We start from the raw sequence: 17,764 nt of genomic DNA, 5'->3' as shown, positions 1-17,764 counted from the left end.
TATGACAGCAGATAATATCATTGCATTTATAAGAAAGGCGTTTAATCAACAGGAGGCGTTCATTCCCTTACATGTGCCACATTTTGGCGGGAACGAAAAAAAGTACCTGTTGGATACAATAGACTCCACCTTCGTTTCTTCAGTAGGCGCGTATGTAACAAAGTTTGAGGAGATGATGGCTGATATTACAGGCGCCCGGTATGCGGTAGCTACAGTAAACGGTACCACCGCGCTGCAGCTGGCCCTGATAGTAGCAGGCGTAAAATACAATGAGGAGGTCATCACACAGCCGCTCACTTTTGTAGCTACTGCAAATGCGATCGCTCATGCAGGAGCCGTTCCCGTGTTTGTGGATGTTGACCAGGATACCATGGGGCTTTCTCCTACCTCGCTCAAAGCCTTCCTCGAAGAATTTGCAACGCTTAATGCGGACGGTGTATGTATCAATAAAAAGACAGGCAGGCGGATAGCTGCCTGCATACCGATGCATACTTTCGGGTTTCCCTTAAGGATTGACGAAGTGGTAGCTGTTTGTGCTGAGTACAATATTCCTGTTGTAGAAGATGCGGCCGAATCATTAGGAAGCTACTATAAAAACAAGCATACAGGCACTTTCGGTTTGCTGGGCACCTTCAGCTTTAACGGTAATAAAACAGTTACCTGTGGCGGTGGTGGCGCCATCGTAACCAATGATGCGGCCATTGCTCAAAAGGCCAAGCATCTTTCAACTACTGCTAAAATTCCTCACCAGTGGGAGTTTGTGCATGATGAAGTGGCTTATAATTACCGAATGCCCAATCTCAATGCGGCACTGGCCTGTGCACAATTGGAGCAATTACCGGTGTTTCTTCAGAACAAGCGGGAACTGGCGGATCTGTACGCCGGATTCTTCAAAGGATCTGCAGTTAAGTTTGTCAGGGAGATCGATCACGGTAAAGCCAATTACTGGCTGAATACCCTTGTTTTCCCGGATCATGAGGGCCAGCAGGCGTTTCTGAAAGCAACCAATGAACGGAAGGTAATGACAAGGCCTATCTGGCAATTGATGAACAAGCTGCCCATGTATGAAAAGTGCCAGAGTGGCGGCTTGCCTAATGCAGAATGGCTGGCTGAAAGGGTAGTGAATCTTCCCAGTAGTGTGAGGATAAACTAAATGCCAATGGAAAAAAAGAAGTTAATATTGATAGGTGGAGGCGGGCATTGTAAATCTTGTATCGATGTTATCGAATCTACGAGGCAATTTGATATTGTGGGTATCCTTGATGTAAAGGAGAAAGTTGGCAGCAGTATATTCAGTTATAATATAATTGGAACCGACAGCGATATCGCTGGCTTTCCGGCAGAAGAATATTATTTTCTGATAACGCTGGGCCAGATAGGGCCAGGCGGATTACGGAAGAAAATATACGAGGGTTTAAAAGCTACAGGAAAAAAATTAGCCACGGTGATCTCTGTTAATGCCCTTGTATCCTCTTATAGCACCGTTGGAGAAGGCACAATTGTAATGCATGGGGCAAAAGTAAATGCAGCCAGTAGTCTTGGCGTAAATAATATTATCAATACCAATGCGAATGTGGAACATGATTGTATGCTGGCAGATCATGTGCACGTTTCTACTAATGCTGTTCTAAACGGAGGGTCTAAGATAGGTGAGGGCTGCTTTATTGGAAGTAACAGCGTGCTGCTGCAGGGAATAGAATTAGGTGCCGGAGTGGTTGTGGGCGCTGGCGCCGTTGTTAATAAACCTTTAGTGGAGCCCGGTGTATATACCGGTAATCCATGTCGTAAAATAGTAAAGTGATATGAATCATACCATCGTTATTGCAGAAGCTGGCGTTAACCATAATGGCAGCCTGGAGAATGCGAAAAAACTCGTTGACGCTGCATTGGATGCCGGTGCTGATTATGTAAAATTCCAGACATTTAAAGCAAAGAATATCGCCAGCAGGGAAGCGGGGAAAGCGGCTTATCAGCAAAAGACCACCAGTACAGCCGAGACGCAACTGGAGATGCTCCGCAGACTGGAGCTGGATGAGGCGGCTCACCAGGAACTGCTGACATATTGCAACAGTAAAGGGATACAATTTCTGTCAACTCCGTTTGATCTTGAAAGCATAACGCTCTTAAAAGATCTGGGGGTTACATTGGGCAAGATCCCTTCAGGCGAAATTACGAACCTCCCCTACCTGAGAAAAATGGCAGCTACATTTCCCGATCTGATTGTGTCCACCGGCATGGCGGATATGACAGAAATTAAAGCGGCACTGGAGGTACTTATTGAGGCGGGAGCATCCCGGGAACGTATCAGCATACTGCACTGTAATACTGAATATCCTACCCCAATGGAAGATGTAAACCTGCGGGCGATGCTTACTATCAAAGAAGAGATGGGCACCGCTATTGGCTATTCAGATCATACCCAGGGCACGGAGGTGCCCATAGCAGCTGTTGCCTTAGGAGCTACGGTGATCGAAAAGCATTTTACGCTGGACCGCAATATGGAGGGGCCTGATCATAAAGCCTCACTTGAGCCGCAGGAGCTGAAGGCAATGGTGAGTGCGATACGCAATATTGAAAAGGCAATTAGTGGCGACGGCGTAAAAAAAGCTTCTCCCTCCGAACAGAAAAATAAGGCGATAGCACGGAAAAGTATTCATTTATTGACGGCCGTGAAGGCAGGCAATACTTTAATGCCGGATAACCTGACCACACTGCGGCCAGGCACCGGTATTTCACCAATGGAATGGGATAAGGTAGTAGGGAAGCAAGCGCTGACCGACCTGCCCGCAGGACACCTGTTAACGTGGGAAGACATTAATAAATAGCAATTATGCGCGTTGGAATACTCACGAGCTCCAGAGCAGACTATGGTATATACCGCCCTTTGCTGAAAAGACTTCAGGACGATAAAACATTTGATACAGAAATCATCGCCTTTGGAACACACCTGTCTCCTTACCACGGTTATACCGCAAAGATTATAGAACAGGATGGGTTCGAAATAAAGCACCGTATCAATTCTCTACTGCTCAACGACGATGAGAATGCAATCGCCTCTGCGGCAGCGCTGACATCTCTTAAGTTTGCTGATTTCTGGGCAACTTATGGCGCTCACTATGATGTGGTGTGCTGCCTGGGTGATCGTTATGAAATGTTTGGGGCCGTTACCGCAGGCATACCATTTAATATCCCTTTTGCGCATTTACATGGTGGCGAAACCACATTGGGTGCAATTGATAATATATACAGGCATTCTATTTCGCTGGCCTCCCGTTTTCATTTTGTTTCAACGGAGGTGTTTAAGGAGCGGTTGACGCAAATAACCGGGACAGACAAAAACATCTATGTAGTAGGTTCTTTAAGCCTTGATAACCTGAAGAACTTCAAGATTGCTACTATAGGTGAGTTTAAGGAGAAATGGAACATCGATCTGGCCATCCCTTCCATATTGGTCACCATTCATCCTGAGACTGTAAATGTGAAAGATAACCACGGCTTTCTTCAGCAGGCGCTGGCTGCACTGAAAGCATTGTCCAGATCATACCAGATAATCATCACGATGCCTAATGCCGATACGCAGGGATCCGTTTTCAGGGATGGCTTCAAGGCACTGCAGGCGGATGTTCCTGACAAAGTCATACTGATAGAGAACTTTGGTACCGAGGGATATTTCTCCTGTATGCAACATGCCGCTTTCCTGCTGGGAAATACCTCCAGTGGTATTGTGGAGGCAGCTTCGTTCGGAAAATACGTGATCAATATCGGCGACAGGCAGAAAGGCCGCCTGGCAGGGGAGAATGTGCTGCATGTGCCGTTTGATACAAGCGCCATACTGAATGCCGTGGCCGATATAGAAAAAAGACCTTCCTATACTGGTGGAAATATTTATGATAAGGGAGGAGCTGTGGAATTGATCATTCAATCATTAAACACGATTTACCGTGAGCGATTTTAAGAAACATCTCATATCTAAAGAACAAAATATAAGAGAAGCTTTGACCAGGCTAAATGTGCTGGCGTCAGACGCAATCCTTTTTGTAGTAGATGAGAGTGGCAGGCTGAAAGGTTCCCTTACAGACGGCGACATCCGGAGAGGGTTTATTAAAGGCTACGGTTTCGATACGCCCCTGGTTGAATTCTTACAACAGTCACCCGTTTTTATTGAGAAAGGTAAATACAGCCTGACGGATCTGAATAGCTATAAGCAGCGCAACCTTAAAATAATTCCGATCGTTGATGAGGATCATCGCATCGTTGACATTCTGAACTTCAGGGTACAGCGTTCTTTACTTCCGCTGGACGCGGTGATTATGGCAGGAGGTGAAGGAAACCGCTTAAGGCCACTGACAGAGAAAGTACCTAAACCGCTGCTGAAAGTAGGAGATAAGCCTATTATCGAATACAATATTGACAGGCTGAAACTGTTTGGTGTTCAAAGAATATTTATCTCCGTCAAATATTTAGGGCAGCAGCTGGTGGATTACTTTGGAAATGGCGAGTCGAAGGGACTGGATATACAGTATATATGGGAAGATGAACCATTGGGTACCATCGGTTGTCTTTCTCATTTGCCGGAACTGCAGCATGATAATTTGCTGGTCATGAACTCCGATATTCTGACCAATATCGATTTTGAGGATTTTTATGAGTCCCATCTTGCAAACAATGCTGATATGAGCGTTGTCGCAATTCCTTACACTGTAAATATACCTTACGCTGTATTGGAAACAACCGGTCAGGCAATCGTATCGTTTGTTGAAAAACCTACATACACTTACTATTCTAACGGGGGAATATACCTGTTGAACAGAAAACTGCTGGAATATATTCCGCATAACTGCCATTATAACGCAACAGACCTGATGCAGGAAGTAATCAAACAAGGGAAAGGCCTGACAAACTATCCCTTGCTTGAGTACTGGCTGGATATCGGCAGGCATGAAGATTTTGAAAAGGCCCAAAAAGATATCAAGCATATTAAATTCTGAGATTACACCGGCCATGGATCAAACATTATTTGTAATAACTGCGAGGGGAGGCTCGAAAGGTGTTCCCGGAAAGAATATTAAGCCACTTGGAGGTAAGCCGCTCATTTATTATTCAATTGATGCTGCCAGAGCAATAGTAGCTGATGAGCACATTTGTGTAAGTACGGATGCTGAAGAAATAAAAAAGGTAGTTGAGGAATATGGTTTGGAGGTTCCCTTTTTAAGGCCTCCGGGTCTTGCACAGGATAGTTCCGGTTCATATGAAGTGTTGCTGCATGCGGTGGAGCACTATCGGCAAAAGCAGGTGCATTATGATACACTGGTATTGTTGCAACCCACTTCTCCCTTCAGGTCTGGCGCCCATGTACGGGAGGCATTGGCCATATACAGATCAAATCCTGGTATTGATATGGTGGTTTCGGTGACGGAGGGTAAAGACAACCCATACTACAACATATTCGAAGAGGATGCCGACGGGTTTCTCCGGAAGTCTAAGTCTGGTGAATATGCGAGCCGCCAGGAGTGCCCTAAGGTGTATGTATATAACGGGGCGATCTATGTGATCAGTATCGCCTCTCTTCTGAAACGGAAATTAAACCAGTTTGAAAAAATTGGGAAATATGTAATGCCGGATGAATATTCGGTTGATATCGATACGCCGCTCGACTGGGAGTTTGCTGAATTTCTGCTTAAAAAAAGGAATGCCAATGACTGAGAAGAGCAGCAGAACAATGGTTCTCTTAGGATATCAGCCACTGACTGCTAAGATGGAGCAGGATTTTTACCTGGCCCGCCTGCAGAAAGAAGGTGTTCAGGTGGAGTACTGGGATTTAACGGAGATATATAACAAGGGGCTTAAAATGCATGGAAGCCTGGACAGGGAATATATAAGAAGGTTCAGCACACTGGCAAAAGTTGCTTCCGCCGTGAAGCAAAGCACAGACAATACCTTGTTTGTTGTTTTCATGACGTACGAATTTAAAATACTGAGGCTATTAAGGATATTTACCGTTTATGACCGCAGGATCGCCTTTTTTGCAAGGGGCATGATGCCTTTTCCATTGCTGAGGGAATCCTTTATCCGTAAACTAAGCCAGAAGTTTAAGCTGATCACAAACTTCAGGTATGTAAAGAATTATTTCAGCAATAAGATCGCGTATGTTGCTAAAAAGCTGAAATGGGTGAAAGTATATGATATAGTATTTTCCGCAGGCAGCGAAGGATATAACACGGTTGGCATAGGGGCGGATATGGACCTGACCTACGGAAAGATTGTTCCCATCAATGCCGTAGATTATGATAAGATGATGTCGATCCGCGATCGCCGGGAAAAGCTGCTTGATTTTAAGTATTGTGTTTTCCTGGATGCATATCTTCCCTATCATCCCGACTTTAAAATATTGAAGATAGACCAGGTAAGTGCCGAACCGTATTATGCTGCGCTAAACAGGTTCTTTGGCGATATAGAGGCGAAATATGATGTTAAAGTAGTGATAGCTGCCCATCCTAAAGCGGATTATACCTTAAACCCGTTTGAAGGCAGGACGGTGATCAAATCGCAAACCGCTGAACTGGTAAAGGATTGTGAGTTTGCGATTGCGCATCATAGCACTTCTGTTTCTTTTGCCGTTTTGTTTGATAAGCCTTTAGTATTCATTTATGAAAGTGAGATAAAAAGAATTTACAGCCACTCCTATCTGCCGCTTATCTCCCACTTTGGCAAAGTACTGAATGCAGCAGTTTATGATGTAAGCGCAGATGGTAGTGAATGGGAATTAAAGGCAGCGGATAAAGACAGCTATAACAATTATAAATATAAATATCTGACATCTCCTGAAACCGAGCATCTCTTTACAGAAGACGTTGTAATGGAATTACTGGGATCGATTAAAGCTTCTTATGATGAACAATAATCAGGAAGGGAAAAGATATACTTTCCAATATATTAAGATCTACATATGGCAGGGCCTTTCAATATTATTGAGCCTCTGCTCGCTGTTTGTTGTGTTGCCCAGCATTTCTGCCAATAAAGCACTGTATGGTATTTATAGTGTTTGCATTGCGCTGACTATCTTTCTGTCTTATGTGGACCTGGGTTTTATTAACGCGGGAATAAAGTTTGCCGCAGAGCACTTTGCAAGAGGCGAGAAGGAACAGGAGAAAAAGACGATCGGTTTCTCCATTACCATCCTGGCGATATTTGTGCTGATCTATGCCATTATCATTTCCTACATTGCCTTCAACCCCGATTCCCTGTTCAAGGGCCTGGGTGCAGAGGAAAGAAGTATCGCCCATCAGCTATTGCTGACCCTGGCGCTTTTTTCGCCGCTGGTAGTGCTGCAACGCACACTGCAGATTATCTTCCAGATCCGCGTGGAAGACTACATATTCCAGGGTATTATTATCGGCTCGAATATCATCAAGATATTAGCGGTTTTTTATTTTTTCCGTAACGGCCATTATGACCTGGTGGGTTATTTTGTGTGTTACCAGCTGTGCTCATTTGTAGCATTGATCATTGCAAACATCGTGGCGCAGAAAAGGTACCAGGTCTCTATTTTCTCCATACTAAAACATATGGGGTTCCGGAAGGAGATCTTCCACCAGACAAAAAGCCTGGCGATGAGCAGCCTTGCTCTTACCTTTTCCTGGATACTTTATTATGAGATAGATCCTTATGTACTGGCCCGGATAACAAATCCGCAGACCATCGCCCTGTATTCTGTGGGACTGACCCTGCTGTCATTCTTCAGGGCTATTTTCGGAGCGGTGTATGGGCCGTTCAACGCACGCTTCAATCACCTCACAGCCCTGGCTGATGAAAGCTCTCTGCGTGGGCTCTATTCGTCGGTTATTCACTTTTTGCTTCCCATAGTGGTTTTCCCGATTCTCACGGTATTCGTGTTGGCAAAGCCATTCATTTATTGCTGGGTTGGCCCGCCCTTTGCCGATGCCGTTATGGCTGCGAAGCTGCTGGTACTAAGCAATATTCTTGGCTTTGTTTCTTATCCCTGCGGTATTTTGCTGATAGCACAGAAGAAGGTAAAAGTATTATATACCGTAAGCTTTATACAGCCTTTCCTTTATTGGGGGGGCATTTCGCTGTTCTACTCCTTTTTCGGGTTTACTATTTTTGCTATGTGTAAGCTTCTTTCTTTTATATTGATAGGGATGTTTTACCTGGCGATAACGCTCAAATACCTGAATATCAGCTTGCTGGATTTTTTAAAAAGGTACATTATCCCTGTTCTTCCCTCCCTGGCGTTTTTGATCCTGGCAGGGTATTTCAGTGCGCAAATTTTGCCATTAACGAAAGGAATATATAATTTACTGCTGGTTATCGGAACAGGCGCTATCTTATGCCTTTTTTCGCTTGCTATATATTATTTTGTTTCTATTGTATTTAAGGAATTTGTTAATAGTATTCTGGCGAAGGTCTGGACCAGAGCTGCAATAAGTAAATGAAACGGGCTTTTATATCCATATTATTATTCTATTATACGCTGCACTTCCTTATTCCGGGCGGCTATTTCCTCATAAATGGGTATTTTAACCTTTATGCGCAGGACATTACGGACTGGCCGGCTACGTGGAAGGGGTTTTACCTCAACTCTGCCATGATCCTGGGATCAATAGCGGTTATTAGTTTTCTTCCTTCTCCTAAAAAAGAGATACAGCCCAAATACTACGATATCACAAAGCTGCTCTACTTCGCGATTTTATTTTCAATTGGTTATTATATTCTCAGGGGAGGTTTTGAAGGAGCCATCAGCGGCGCCATGGGAGGTTCATTTATGAGCTATGTGAATTTATTCCTGAAGAGCAATGTGATCCTGATGGCTATACTCTTCTATCAAAAGAAGAAGATCAGGCCGGGCTTGCTTTTTTTTGTATTCCTTATTTATACCACGCTGCTTGGCAGCAGATCCGGGGCAATCAGTCTTTTTGTAATCTTTCTCATTTATCCGGTTTTCCAGAACTATGAGTTATACAAGAAGCGGCTTAGGAGGGTCTTAATCATATTCCTGCTTATTTCTCCCGTATTGTTTATTGCCGCCACCGTGCTTATCAGGAAGGCAGATGTGGGGGTGGATTCGCAAATGATCCTGAACCAGATTGCAGGCCGCATGTCATTCCTGGAAACCAGCATGCTGCCTATTCACTATAAGGATAACGGAGAGCTGAACCTTGATCTGTTCTACCAGAAGTATTCTCTCACACACCAGTTGCAGCTGATGATTGACGCGCTTATACCAGGTAATGTTTTTACCTACGATGTAATGCCTAACCAGTATTACCGTGCGCTTTTTCTTGGGTATTCGGAAGATTTTGCAATGGAATCCTATACTTCCATTAACCTGACACTACCGGTTTATCTGTATATGTACTTTAACGAGTACATTACCGCGATCATGTCTATATTCATTATAGTATGTTACTACTTACTATGCAGCCGATGTTATAATAAAACACTCATATTCCTCCCTTTGATCGCCAGTTTGTACCACTTGTTATATTTCTTTGATTGGGTAATGTGGTTCCTGGTGCTCTTCCCGTCTATACTCACCATGATGACGATCACCGGATATGCCATGATCAGAAAGGCGATGGTGGGTTATCTTAAAATAAGGATCCCGGAAAGGACCGGTGAAATAGCGAAGAACATATGAATAAGATGAGCGCAGCAATATCAGGAAAGAACATACTTTTTATATCCCCTGTTTTTTACGAATACCAGAACAAGATCCGGCAGCAACTGGAGCAATGGGGCAATACCGTGTTCTATTTTACTGACCGGTATTATGGGATGAGGTTCAGTATCGTAAATAACTATTTTAATTCAAAGATAGCAGCCCAGCAGCGCAGGTACTATGCGAAAGTATTGAAAGCGGTTGAAGGCCGGAAACTGGATTATATCTTTATCCTGAAGGGGTACAAGATGCCGGTTTCATTCATCGGCGAACTGCGTAAAAGAAACCCGGGCGCCGTATTTATTATGCATCAATGGGATTCCCTGGCAAACTATGATTACAGGGCTTACCTGGGCTTATTCGACAAGTTTTATTCATTTGATCCTGCTGATTGCCGGGCGATAGCAGGCTTAAAGTATCTTCCCAACTTTTATTTACCCGAGTATGTGCAGGCAAAGGATAATGGAACGACCGTACGCTATGATCTTTCATTTATTGGAACGGTGTACGATGACAGGCTGAACATCATTCAGCAGGTCATTCCGCAAATGAAAGACAAAAGCTTTTACCATTACTGTTTTATGCCGCCTGCTGCCTATTTTAAGCGGTTTATTCTCAAAGGAGAACGTTCCAGCCTGATCAAAACGCAAACCCTGCCCCTGCACCAGGTATTTGAAATATTAAGACAATCAAGGGTAGTGCTTGATATTCATTCAGAAGGGCAGACGGGGTACACATACCGGGCAATTGATGCAATTGCTGCAGGTAAAAAGCTCATAACAACGAACCAGCATATCAAACAGGAGCAGTTTTACGATGAGAATAACATTCTTATTATCGACCGGAAAAATCCCCAGATAAAGCTGGATTTCTGGGATACTCCCTTTTAAGCCCGTTGATATATCCGGCTATAGCCTTGAAGCCTGGTTAACGAAGATATTTTGCTAAATTTAAAAGATGCATTTTAAGATATGATCGATATAAGCCTGATCGTTGCAACATATGGAAGATACGAGGAACTGGAGCGGTTCCTTGAAAGTATTTCCCACCAGCAGCATGACCTTGGCCGGATAGAAGTAATAATAGCAGATCAGAATGATAAGATAGATCTGGCGCCGCTGGTTGCAAAATACCAGCCGTATTATGCCATCAATCATATTAAAGTACCAGAGAAAGGATTGTCAAAAAGCAAGAACCTTGGGATAGCGGCAGCAAGAGGACAGCTGCTTTCCTTCCCGGATGATGATTGCAGTTTTTACCCCGATACCATTACAAACGCGCTTCTTTTTTTTGCTAAGCACCCGGAGGCGGATGTTGCCTATGGTAAAGTATACGACCGGCAAACCGGACACAATATCATGCGGCAATGGATAAACCATGATAAAAAACTTAATCTTAGAAATTTTCATCTCAACTACTCTGCTATCACCTGTTTTTCAAGGAAGAAGGACATTACCTTCGATGAGCATTTCGGAGTAGGTGCTTACTACGGCTCAGGAGAGGAGCTGGATTATGTGATAACGGCTATTAAGAGAAAATATACGGTAATATATACTCCTCTTATAGAGGTCTGGCATCCGCAGCTGAACGTACAATCGATGAATGCGGACAAGGTATACCGGTACGCAAAAGGTTATGCAGCTGTATTGAAGAAACATGCATGTATTGAATTGGTGGTGTTGCTGGCGGGTTCGATCGGTATGCAGGTCTTTCTTCTGATGAAAGCGCTGGTTTCAATGGACCGGCAGGGGATCAGGAAAAGGAGGTTTGCTATAACCGGGCGGATGGCAGGTTTTTACGAATTTAAGCGATCTTAAAACGGAAGCTTTATGTTGCAACAACTGGAAGTATACGGCCTGCGTGGTTTCATAAGACTGATGCGGGATGTTATTAATACCAGGATCTTTTTCCCGGGATGCCGGATCATCAGGCATCCCTATTATATCAAGAGACGAAGGCTGATCAAATTCGGTAAGCGCTTTACCTCGGGAGTGGGGCTGAGAGTAGACATACCGCATGTACCCGGCAGAACAGGAGCTATCATCGAATTTGGAGACAATGTGCAGGTAAATGACTATGTTCATATTACCGGCATCAACAGCGTTAAAATAGGCAACAATGTGCTGATCGCCAGCAAGGTCTTTATCAGCGATCATAACCATGGTTATTATAAGGGCAATGTGCCGCAGAGCAGTCCGGCAGAACCGCCTGATCAGCGTGCATTATCGATAGGTAAGGTGGTGATCGAGGATAATGTATGGCTAGGAGAATTTGTGGCAGTCATGCCTGACGTTACTATTGGTAAAGGTTCCGTTGTTGGCAGTATGTCTGTCGTTACTAAAGATATCCCTCCATTCAGTATTGCAGTAGGTAGTCCTGCCAGGGTCATAAAGCAATTTAATTTTGATACCGGGCAGTGGCAGGCAGTGTAACAAAGCCTCCCTGATAATTATTTGTTAAATAAACGCACTACTGCTTATTCCGGCGCGTTAAGCGCTGACCCTAAACCTTTCGGGTATGACTTTTGTTATAATCTCTGCAAATGTCATGAATCGTGTCACACCTGCTAAAAATCTTGGTACTTATTGTGGCCCTGCCACAGTTCTCCAATGCGCAATGGTATAAAAACCAGTTTGTGATAGGCACATTTGCCGATCCGCGCATATCCCGCGATAACAATGATTATAAGGACTCCATTTCCTTTCAGTATGCTAAGTCGGCACATGTGAACCTGCTAAGCGGTCCGCAATACTACAATGGCGCCCGGGATTTTTCACTCATGGACCGAACCCTGAGCCTGGCCAGTAAGTTTGGTATGCGCCTGATGCTGATAGATAGCAAGCTTCGGGTAGCTGATTCCAGCTTCAGGCAGGAAGACGCCATGAATATCATTAAATACTTTAAGTCTGTTGATAAAAAGAAGCGGGATGCGATAGCCGGGTATTATTTCGCAGGGGAATACCCATCGAAAAAAGCGGCTCAGCTTAACTACTGGACCGGTTTCTTCAAGACGAATGATCCGGATAAAATGGCTTACAGCTACCTTTTACCCAGTTATGCTTTTAAATCAAGAGGGGAGTACGAGCAGTACCTGGACGCCTATCTCTCAAAAGCCAGGGGAGAAAGCAGGCCTGAAGTAATTGCATATGACCATTACCCGTTTTCCAGTAAACTAACCATGTCCTCCTATTTCTATAATCTGAACGAAATAAGAGAACGGGCTGGTAATACTCCCTTCTGGTATTACACCCAGACAACATGCAAAAAAACAGATCCGGATATCACGCCTTATCAAATGCGGTTTATGACCTACTGCCCGCTGGCATATGGTGCAAAAGGCGTTATTTATTATACTTATGAATCTATCCCGGATAATTATAAGCTGAACTACTGGGATGCAGTGATCGATAAGAGCGGGAAGCCTACCGCCAAATATGCCGTTGTTAAAAAGATGAATGAATACCTGAGTGAAGTGGCGGGGCCCGTTATCATGAAGTCGCAATATGTTGCTGCATTACATGTTTCGGAAGAACCTACGGGAGAAGATCTGCCTGCCAGCGCCTTATTGGCAAGAAACCAGGCAATAGTAAAATCTGTAAGCGATCCGCGTATCTTACTGGGAATTTTTAAAGATAATTCCACCGCAAAGTACTACGTGATGATCATTAATAAAGGGGCTGATAATACCGATGATATAACGATCTCAGTGGCCGGTAGAAAAAAGGTTGTTCAGTATCCGGACTCCGGAAGCTACAGCGGCACTTTGAAAACAACGCCGCTAAATGCCACCTACAATGCGCAGAGGAATACTTCTACTTTTTCAATAGATGGCCTGGGCGGGGGAGAAATGACAATAGTGGCGCTGCAGTAGTATAAAGGAAAAGGATCTATCCTTTTTTCACAGATGCTATACGCCGGAGTACGGCTGTGTTCATTTGTTTCCGCTCCCTGTCAAGCACCCAGCCCCATTTATTAAAATACTTAATGGCTGAGCTGATATGATAATTAAGCAGCGTCTTGTTTTTATACGACTCCTTTTTATAGCCATGGATCACTGAAACGGCAGGGAAGAATACGGTGTTTGAAACCGCATGGATCCTTCTGGTCAGATCTACATCCTCCAGGTACATGAAGTACCGGGTATCAAAAAAGCCTACCTTCCGGAGGACATTCGTCCTTAAGAACATGAAGCAACCTGATAAATTCGGGATATTCAGCGTATGGTTGTAATCAAAGTCTACCAGCTCGTAGGCCTCCTTTCTTTTGGTGAATATCGGCAGGTTACCCAGCAATCGCCTGATAATCAGATCCTGTGGTGTTGGGAGCAGTTTGCATAACTTCTGCAGCTCTCCGTTTTGATAATATACTTTAGGTAGCAATTGGCCAACTTCAGGACTCTTTTCCATAAAGGCATGGATCTTTTCCAGCGTTCCGGCCTCAAAGGTGATATCGGGGTTAAGTACCAGATGGTACCGGGATGTTTCCAGCGCTTCCTGCAAGGCAATGTTATGTGCGGCTCCAAAGCCGATATTCCTGTTCAAAAAGCGGTAACTGATCCTGGGGTCTCTGGCAAGTTTTTCCAGGTCATTACCGGGTGAATTATCGATCAGGTACAGCCGGACATTCAGCGTTGTATTCAGGAAACTGCTGATTGCCGCCTCCAACTCCTGTTCGTCATTTTTATAAAGAACAATTGATGAAGTAATATCGTACATTTCTTCCATATATAACCCTTGGCCAGGTGCCCCCCGGCAGGGTGCAATAATACAAATTTTTGCTGTTTCGCATGGCTAATGTATCATTGCAGTCAGCTCAACATGTATGTATAAGGCCGTCTTATTTATCTCTATCAATGTTTTCCTATTTGCATGTGCTGGTAAAACAGTCGAAACGCCCGGGGCTGTAAATGTACAAGCGTATTATCTGCATTTCCTGCAGTATTCCGACAGCCTGACCGCTCAGCTGGATACCGCGCTCATAAAGGACGCCGGAACAGCCACCTTGCAGCAGCTGTTCAAAAGAACGAGGCTGGCCTACAAGCGGATAGCGTTCCTGGCCGAATACCGGTCGCCGGAAATGGCAAAGCTGATCAACGGGCCGGCGGTACCGGAAGTGGAAGATGAGGATAACCAGCATACGATCATTCAACCTGAAGGGTTCCAGGTGATAGAAACCTTGTTGTTCCCATTGTATGACAAGCAGGATAAAGCAGCATTGCGTCGGGAAATCGGCGCCCTACGGGCCAGCTTTAGCCGTTTGCGTAGCCTGACCGAAAACGATACCCTGGCGGACCACCAGGTTTTTGAAGCCTTACGAAAAGAGCTGTTCCGGGTTACTGCATTAGGCCTTACCGCTTACGATTCTGATATAGCTACCCACTCAATTCCCGAAACGCAATCTGCATTGACGGCAGTCAAAGATATACTCCGGTTTTACAGGGGCGCCCTGAACCGTGCGGTTCCCTCCCTATACGGAAAGTGTGATGTGTTATTGGACCAGGGGCTGCATTACCTGGATGTTAACAGGGATTTTGATACGTTTAACCGTATGCACTTTATTACTGCCTATGCCATTCCCTTGTCAAAGGGCATACATAAAGCCGCACTCGCTTTAGGACCTGAGCCAACGGATCGGCCTTCAGCATTGCGACCGGCTGCCGGAAGCCTGTTTGACAAAGATGCATTTGACCCAAACTTTTATACCGCCGACCCGGGAGATCACCTGAACAGCAGTAAAATAGTACTGGGCCGGCGTCTTTTTTTTGACCCTGCACTTTCGGGCAATGGGATGCGTTCCTGTGGTAGCTGTCACCAGCCAGAAAAGGCCCTTTCAGACGGCATGCCAAAGAGCCTGACCATAGACGGCAAAAGCACCATCAGGCGCAATACACTGACATTGCTGAATGCCGGCCTTCAGCCCGGTTTCTTTTATGATGCAAGAGTAACTTATCTTGAAGACCAGATAACCGATGTGCTGACAAACAAAGAGGAAATGAACGGGTCTGTCAGCAAGGTGATAGCTTATATCAAAACAGACAAATCGTATAGCCGTCTTTTTAAAGATGCATTTCCCGCATCAAAAGAACCGGTCACCCCTTACCATCTGCATAACGTCATTGCCAGTTATATCCGTTCACTAACAAGCCTTAATTCCCCCTTCGACCGTTATATGAGGGGCGACGCTACGCAATTAACCCGCAGAGAGATCAATGGCTTTAATCTGTATATGGGAAAGGCCAGATGTGCAACCTGCCATTTTTTACCGCTGTTTAACGGCGTACTGCCTCCGGATTTTAACAGAATGGAAACCGAAGTGATAGGGGTACCGGCTGCAGGCAATGAGAGCAGGATTGATGAAGATAAAGGCCGTTATATGGTCTCACCGGCTGCGCCTAACCTCTATGCTTTTCGTACGCCCACTTTGCGTAATATAGCGTTAACCGCTCCTTACATGCATAACGGCATATACCGTACGCTGGAAGAAGTAATGGATTTTTACAATAAAGGCGGCGGCAACGGGCTGGGAATCCAGTTACCAAACCAGACATTATCGGCACGTAAGCTGGACTTATCCGCCAGTGAACAGCAAGACATCATTGCATTTCTCAAGAAACTTACCGATACCGCCGTCATATCCCATGCAGGCCTGCCACAGTAAATTGGAACGGAAGTGGTATTGCGGTACCCTTTTTACCCGTTGTATATTTGGCGACTATGTTAACATTAAAATCTAACAAGCTCCCATAATGAAACCCTGGTCCTGTTTTCCCTTTATCGGCCTAGCTTTAGGCGGGGTTATCCTTTTTATTTCCTGCAAGAAAAATAATAATGAAGACGACTTTACAAGAAAGGAGCCGTTTGACGATCAGTCTATCATAAACGGCTACCTGGATAAGCAGTCTTATTTTCCGGGCGATAGCGCCAGACTGTATGTATCGGCCGACAGGGTGCACGAGGATACATCACTCAATGTATATGACGTCAACGGCAGCCTGGCTTTTAAAATACCTTTTGAAAAAGTATATCACCAGGATCCGCAGGGAGAGATCCCATATGAAGACGGCTTTGGTTATACTGATCCCGTAAGCTTTAAGGTACCTGCCATTAAAAGCGGGGTTTACCTGGTGGCCAAACAGATCCCTATTATCGTAAAATCAAAGGAAGATAACGTTGACTTTACCGTAGTGTATCCCTTTAATACCGAGAATGCCTATTGCCAGTCCGGTAGAAGAAGCCTTTATACAACGCCGATAGCCCAGAAAGTATCTTTTTTACGACCCATTCCCTATACCTTATATGGAGATGGATTTTTAAAATGGGTGAACAAGCAGCAGTACTCCTATAATGTAATAGCAGACATTGACGTAGATAATTATGCCAGCCTGAAAGGCAAAATAGTGGTGATCATAGGGCATAGTGAGTACTGGTCCAGGAAAGGCAGGCGAAACTTTGACAGGTTTGTTGGTGAAGGCGGGAATGCACTGGTTTTATCAGGTAATACCATGTGGTGGCAGGTACGATATAATGAAGATCAGAACCAGCTGCTGTGCTATAAGGGAAGCGCAGAACCGGGAGTGCCCGACAGTCTCAGAAGTATACTATGGGTATTCAATGTGCTGAGGTACCCTATTACCAAAAGTATCGGTTGTGATTTTGACCGTGGCGGGTATAGTGCTACTGTTAAGAATGATGGTTGGGCAGGATTCAAGGTAGTAAATCCCCGTTCTCCCTTACTGGCGGGTCTGGATCTTAAAAAAGGGGATATCATTTCCTGTCCGAGTAATGAATATGACGGCGCTCCGCTGCGCGGCTTTGAACCGGATGGCACACCTATTATTGATAATAATGACCTGAAGTTCTTTAAGGTGCAGCTGATCGGTTACGATTTTGGTTTCAGAACAGTCAAAACTGTTCCTACCGCCATCGTCTTCAGGAAAACTGCACATTCAGGCGTTACAGTAAATTTCCCTACCACGAACTGGTGTACAGTCAAAAGTTTTAGTAAAAACACGATACCGGCTATTACGAAGAATGCAATAGATGCGCTGTTAAAGGGCCAGGACCTGTTTGTGAATTAATATGGGGC

Annotated in this window: 16 protein-coding genes; 15 read left to right on the top strand and 1 reads right to left on the bottom strand. The window is 44.7% G+C overall.

Annotated features, from left to right (window positions below):
- The first annotated feature begins 1 nt into the window (after position 1).
- From ACR9Y8_RS15785 to ACR9Y8_RS15725, 13 genes are all read left to right on the top strand, one after another.
- On the top strand, positions 2-1,153 hold the full coding sequence (locus ACR9Y8_RS15785) for a LegC family aminotransferase (protein WP_481214211.1): 1,152 nt from the start codon (positions 2-4) through the stop codon (positions 1,151-1,153).
- Between the two features lie 6 nt (positions 1,154-1,159).
- On the top strand, positions 1,160-1,801 hold the full coding sequence (locus ACR9Y8_RS15780) for a NeuD/PglB/VioB family sugar acetyltransferase (protein WP_481214210.1): 642 nt from the start codon (positions 1,160-1,162) through the stop codon (positions 1,799-1,801).
- 1 nt (position 1,802) lies between these two features.
- Positions 1,803-2,825, top strand: coding sequence for an N-acetylneuraminate synthase (neuB, locus tag ACR9Y8_RS15775; protein WP_481214209.1), 1,023 nt, complete (start codon positions 1,803-1,805; stop codon positions 2,823-2,825).
- Positions 2,826-2,830: 5 nt separating this feature from the next.
- The gene (gene neuC / locus ACR9Y8_RS15770; RefSeq protein WP_481214208.1) at positions 2,831-3,955 is read left to right on the top strand and encodes a UDP-N-acetylglucosamine 2-epimerase; all 1,125 of its coding nucleotides are present in this window, start codon (positions 2,831-2,833) and stop codon (positions 3,953-3,955) included.
- Positions 3,942-4,988, top strand: a complete 1,047-nt coding sequence (locus ACR9Y8_RS15765) for a nucleotidyltransferase family protein (RefSeq protein WP_481214207.1) — start codon at positions 3,942-3,944, stop codon at positions 4,986-4,988. The genes neuC and ACR9Y8_RS15765 overlap by 14 nt, the downstream gene beginning before the upstream one ends.
- Positions 4,939-5,703, top strand: coding sequence for an acylneuraminate cytidylyltransferase family protein (locus ACR9Y8_RS15760; protein ID WP_481214206.1), 765 nt, complete (start codon positions 4,939-4,941; stop codon positions 5,701-5,703). Before ACR9Y8_RS15765 ends, ACR9Y8_RS15760 begins: the two co-directional genes overlap by 50 nt.
- Positions 5,696-6,901, top strand: coding sequence for a hypothetical protein (locus tag ACR9Y8_RS15755; protein WP_481214205.1), 1,206 nt, complete (start codon positions 5,696-5,698; stop codon positions 6,899-6,901). Before ACR9Y8_RS15760 ends, ACR9Y8_RS15755 begins: the two co-directional genes overlap by 8 nt.
- Positions 6,888-8,453, top strand: coding sequence for a hypothetical protein (locus ACR9Y8_RS15750; RefSeq protein WP_481214204.1), 1,566 nt, complete (start codon positions 6,888-6,890; stop codon positions 8,451-8,453). The genes ACR9Y8_RS15755 and ACR9Y8_RS15750 overlap by 14 nt, the downstream gene beginning before the upstream one ends.
- Positions 8,450-9,658 carry an O-antigen polymerase gene (locus ACR9Y8_RS15745; protein ID WP_481214203.1) on the top strand — a complete coding sequence of 403 codons (1,209 nt, stop codon included), beginning with the start codon at positions 8,450-8,452 and terminating at the stop codon, positions 9,656-9,658. Before ACR9Y8_RS15750 ends, ACR9Y8_RS15745 begins: the two co-directional genes overlap by 4 nt.
- Positions 9,655-10,569 carry a WaaS/CpsH family glycosyltransferase gene (locus tag ACR9Y8_RS15740; RefSeq protein WP_481214202.1) on the top strand — a complete coding sequence of 305 codons (915 nt, stop codon included), beginning with the start codon at positions 9,655-9,657 and terminating at the stop codon, positions 10,567-10,569. Before ACR9Y8_RS15745 ends, ACR9Y8_RS15740 begins: the two co-directional genes overlap by 4 nt.
- An 81-nt stretch (positions 10,570-10,650) precedes the next feature.
- Positions 10,651-11,496 (top strand): glycosyltransferase family A protein, encoded by an 846-nt coding sequence (locus ACR9Y8_RS15735; RefSeq protein WP_481214201.1) that lies wholly within the window; start codon positions 10,651-10,653, stop codon positions 11,494-11,496.
- A gap of 12 nt (positions 11,497-11,508) precedes the next feature.
- The gene (locus ACR9Y8_RS15730) at positions 11,509-12,111 is read left to right on the top strand and encodes an LbetaH domain-containing protein (RefSeq protein ID WP_481214200.1); all 603 of its coding nucleotides are present in this window, start codon (positions 11,509-11,511) and stop codon (positions 12,109-12,111) included.
- A gap of 143 nt (positions 12,112-12,254) precedes the next feature.
- On the top strand, positions 12,255-13,550 hold the full coding sequence (locus ACR9Y8_RS15725; protein ID WP_481214199.1) for a beta-galactosidase: 1,296 nt from the start codon (positions 12,255-12,257) through the stop codon (positions 13,548-13,550).
- A 16-nt stretch (positions 13,551-13,566) separates the two neighbouring features.
- Here ACR9Y8_RS15725 and ACR9Y8_RS15720 read toward each other — a convergent pair whose 3' ends face one another.
- Positions 13,567-14,403 carry a glycosyltransferase family 2 protein gene (locus tag ACR9Y8_RS15720; RefSeq protein ID WP_481214198.1) on the bottom strand — a complete coding sequence of 279 codons (837 nt, stop codon included), beginning with the start codon at positions 14,401-14,403 and terminating at the stop codon, positions 13,567-13,569.
- Positions 14,404-14,500: 97 nt separating this feature from the next.
- Between ACR9Y8_RS15720 and ACR9Y8_RS15715 the strand changes: the two genes are divergently transcribed.
- The gene (locus tag ACR9Y8_RS15715) at positions 14,501-16,336 is read left to right on the top strand and encodes a cytochrome c peroxidase (RefSeq protein ID WP_481214197.1); all 1,836 of its coding nucleotides are present in this window, start codon (positions 14,501-14,503) and stop codon (positions 16,334-16,336) included.
- A gap of 88 nt (positions 16,337-16,424) precedes the next feature.
- The gene (locus ACR9Y8_RS15710; protein WP_481214196.1) at positions 16,425-17,756 is read left to right on the top strand and encodes a N,N-dimethylformamidase beta subunit family domain-containing protein; all 1,332 of its coding nucleotides are present in this window, start codon (positions 16,425-16,427) and stop codon (positions 17,754-17,756) included.
- Positions 17,757-17,764 lie beyond the last annotated feature (8 nt).

Source organism: Chitinophaga sp. SVR4-12A (assembly GCF_056754765.1).
Note: the sequence above shows the minus strand (reverse complement) of the source record. Positions and strands in the feature narration are given on the sequence as shown.

Coding starts and splice junctions, on each gene's coding strand:
- ACR9Y8_RS15785 (WP_481214211.1), top strand. CDS start 2: ATGACAGCAGATAATATCATTGCATTTATAAGAAAGGCGTTTAATCAA.
- ACR9Y8_RS15780 (WP_481214210.1), top strand. CDS start 1,160: ATGGAAAAAAAGAAGTTAATATTGATAGGTGGAGGCGGGCATTGTAAA.
- neuB (WP_481214209.1), top strand. CDS start 1,803: ATGAATCATACCATCGTTATTGCAGAAGCTGGCGTTAACCATAATGGC.
- neuC (WP_481214208.1), top strand. CDS start 2,831: ATGCGCGTTGGAATACTCACGAGCTCCAGAGCAGACTATGGTATATAC.
- ACR9Y8_RS15760 (WP_481214206.1), top strand. CDS start 4,939: ATGAAGATTTTGAAAAGGCCCAAAAAGATATCAAGCATATTAAATTCT.
- ACR9Y8_RS15755 (WP_481214205.1), top strand. CDS start 5,696: ATGACTGAGAAGAGCAGCAGAACAATGGTTCTCTTAGGATATCAGCCA.
- ACR9Y8_RS15750 (WP_481214204.1), top strand. CDS start 6,888: ATGATGAACAATAATCAGGAAGGGAAAAGATATACTTTCCAATATATT.
- ACR9Y8_RS15745 (WP_481214203.1), top strand. CDS start 8,450: ATGAAACGGGCTTTTATATCCATATTATTATTCTATTATACGCTGCAC.
- ACR9Y8_RS15740 (WP_481214202.1), top strand. CDS start 9,655: ATGAATAAGATGAGCGCAGCAATATCAGGAAAGAACATACTTTTTATA.
- ACR9Y8_RS15735 (WP_481214201.1), top strand. CDS start 10,651: ATGATCGATATAAGCCTGATCGTTGCAACATATGGAAGATACGAGGAA.
- ACR9Y8_RS15730 (WP_481214200.1), top strand. CDS start 11,509: ATGTTGCAACAACTGGAAGTATACGGCCTGCGTGGTTTCATAAGACTG.
- ACR9Y8_RS15720 (WP_481214198.1), bottom strand. CDS start 14,403: ATGGAAGAAATGTACGATATTACTTCATCAATTGTTCTTTATAAAAAT.
- ACR9Y8_RS15715 (WP_481214197.1), top strand. CDS start 14,501: ATGTATAAGGCCGTCTTATTTATCTCTATCAATGTTTTCCTATTTGCA.
- ACR9Y8_RS15710 (WP_481214196.1), top strand. CDS start 16,425: ATGAAACCCTGGTCCTGTTTTCCCTTTATCGGCCTAGCTTTAGGCGGG.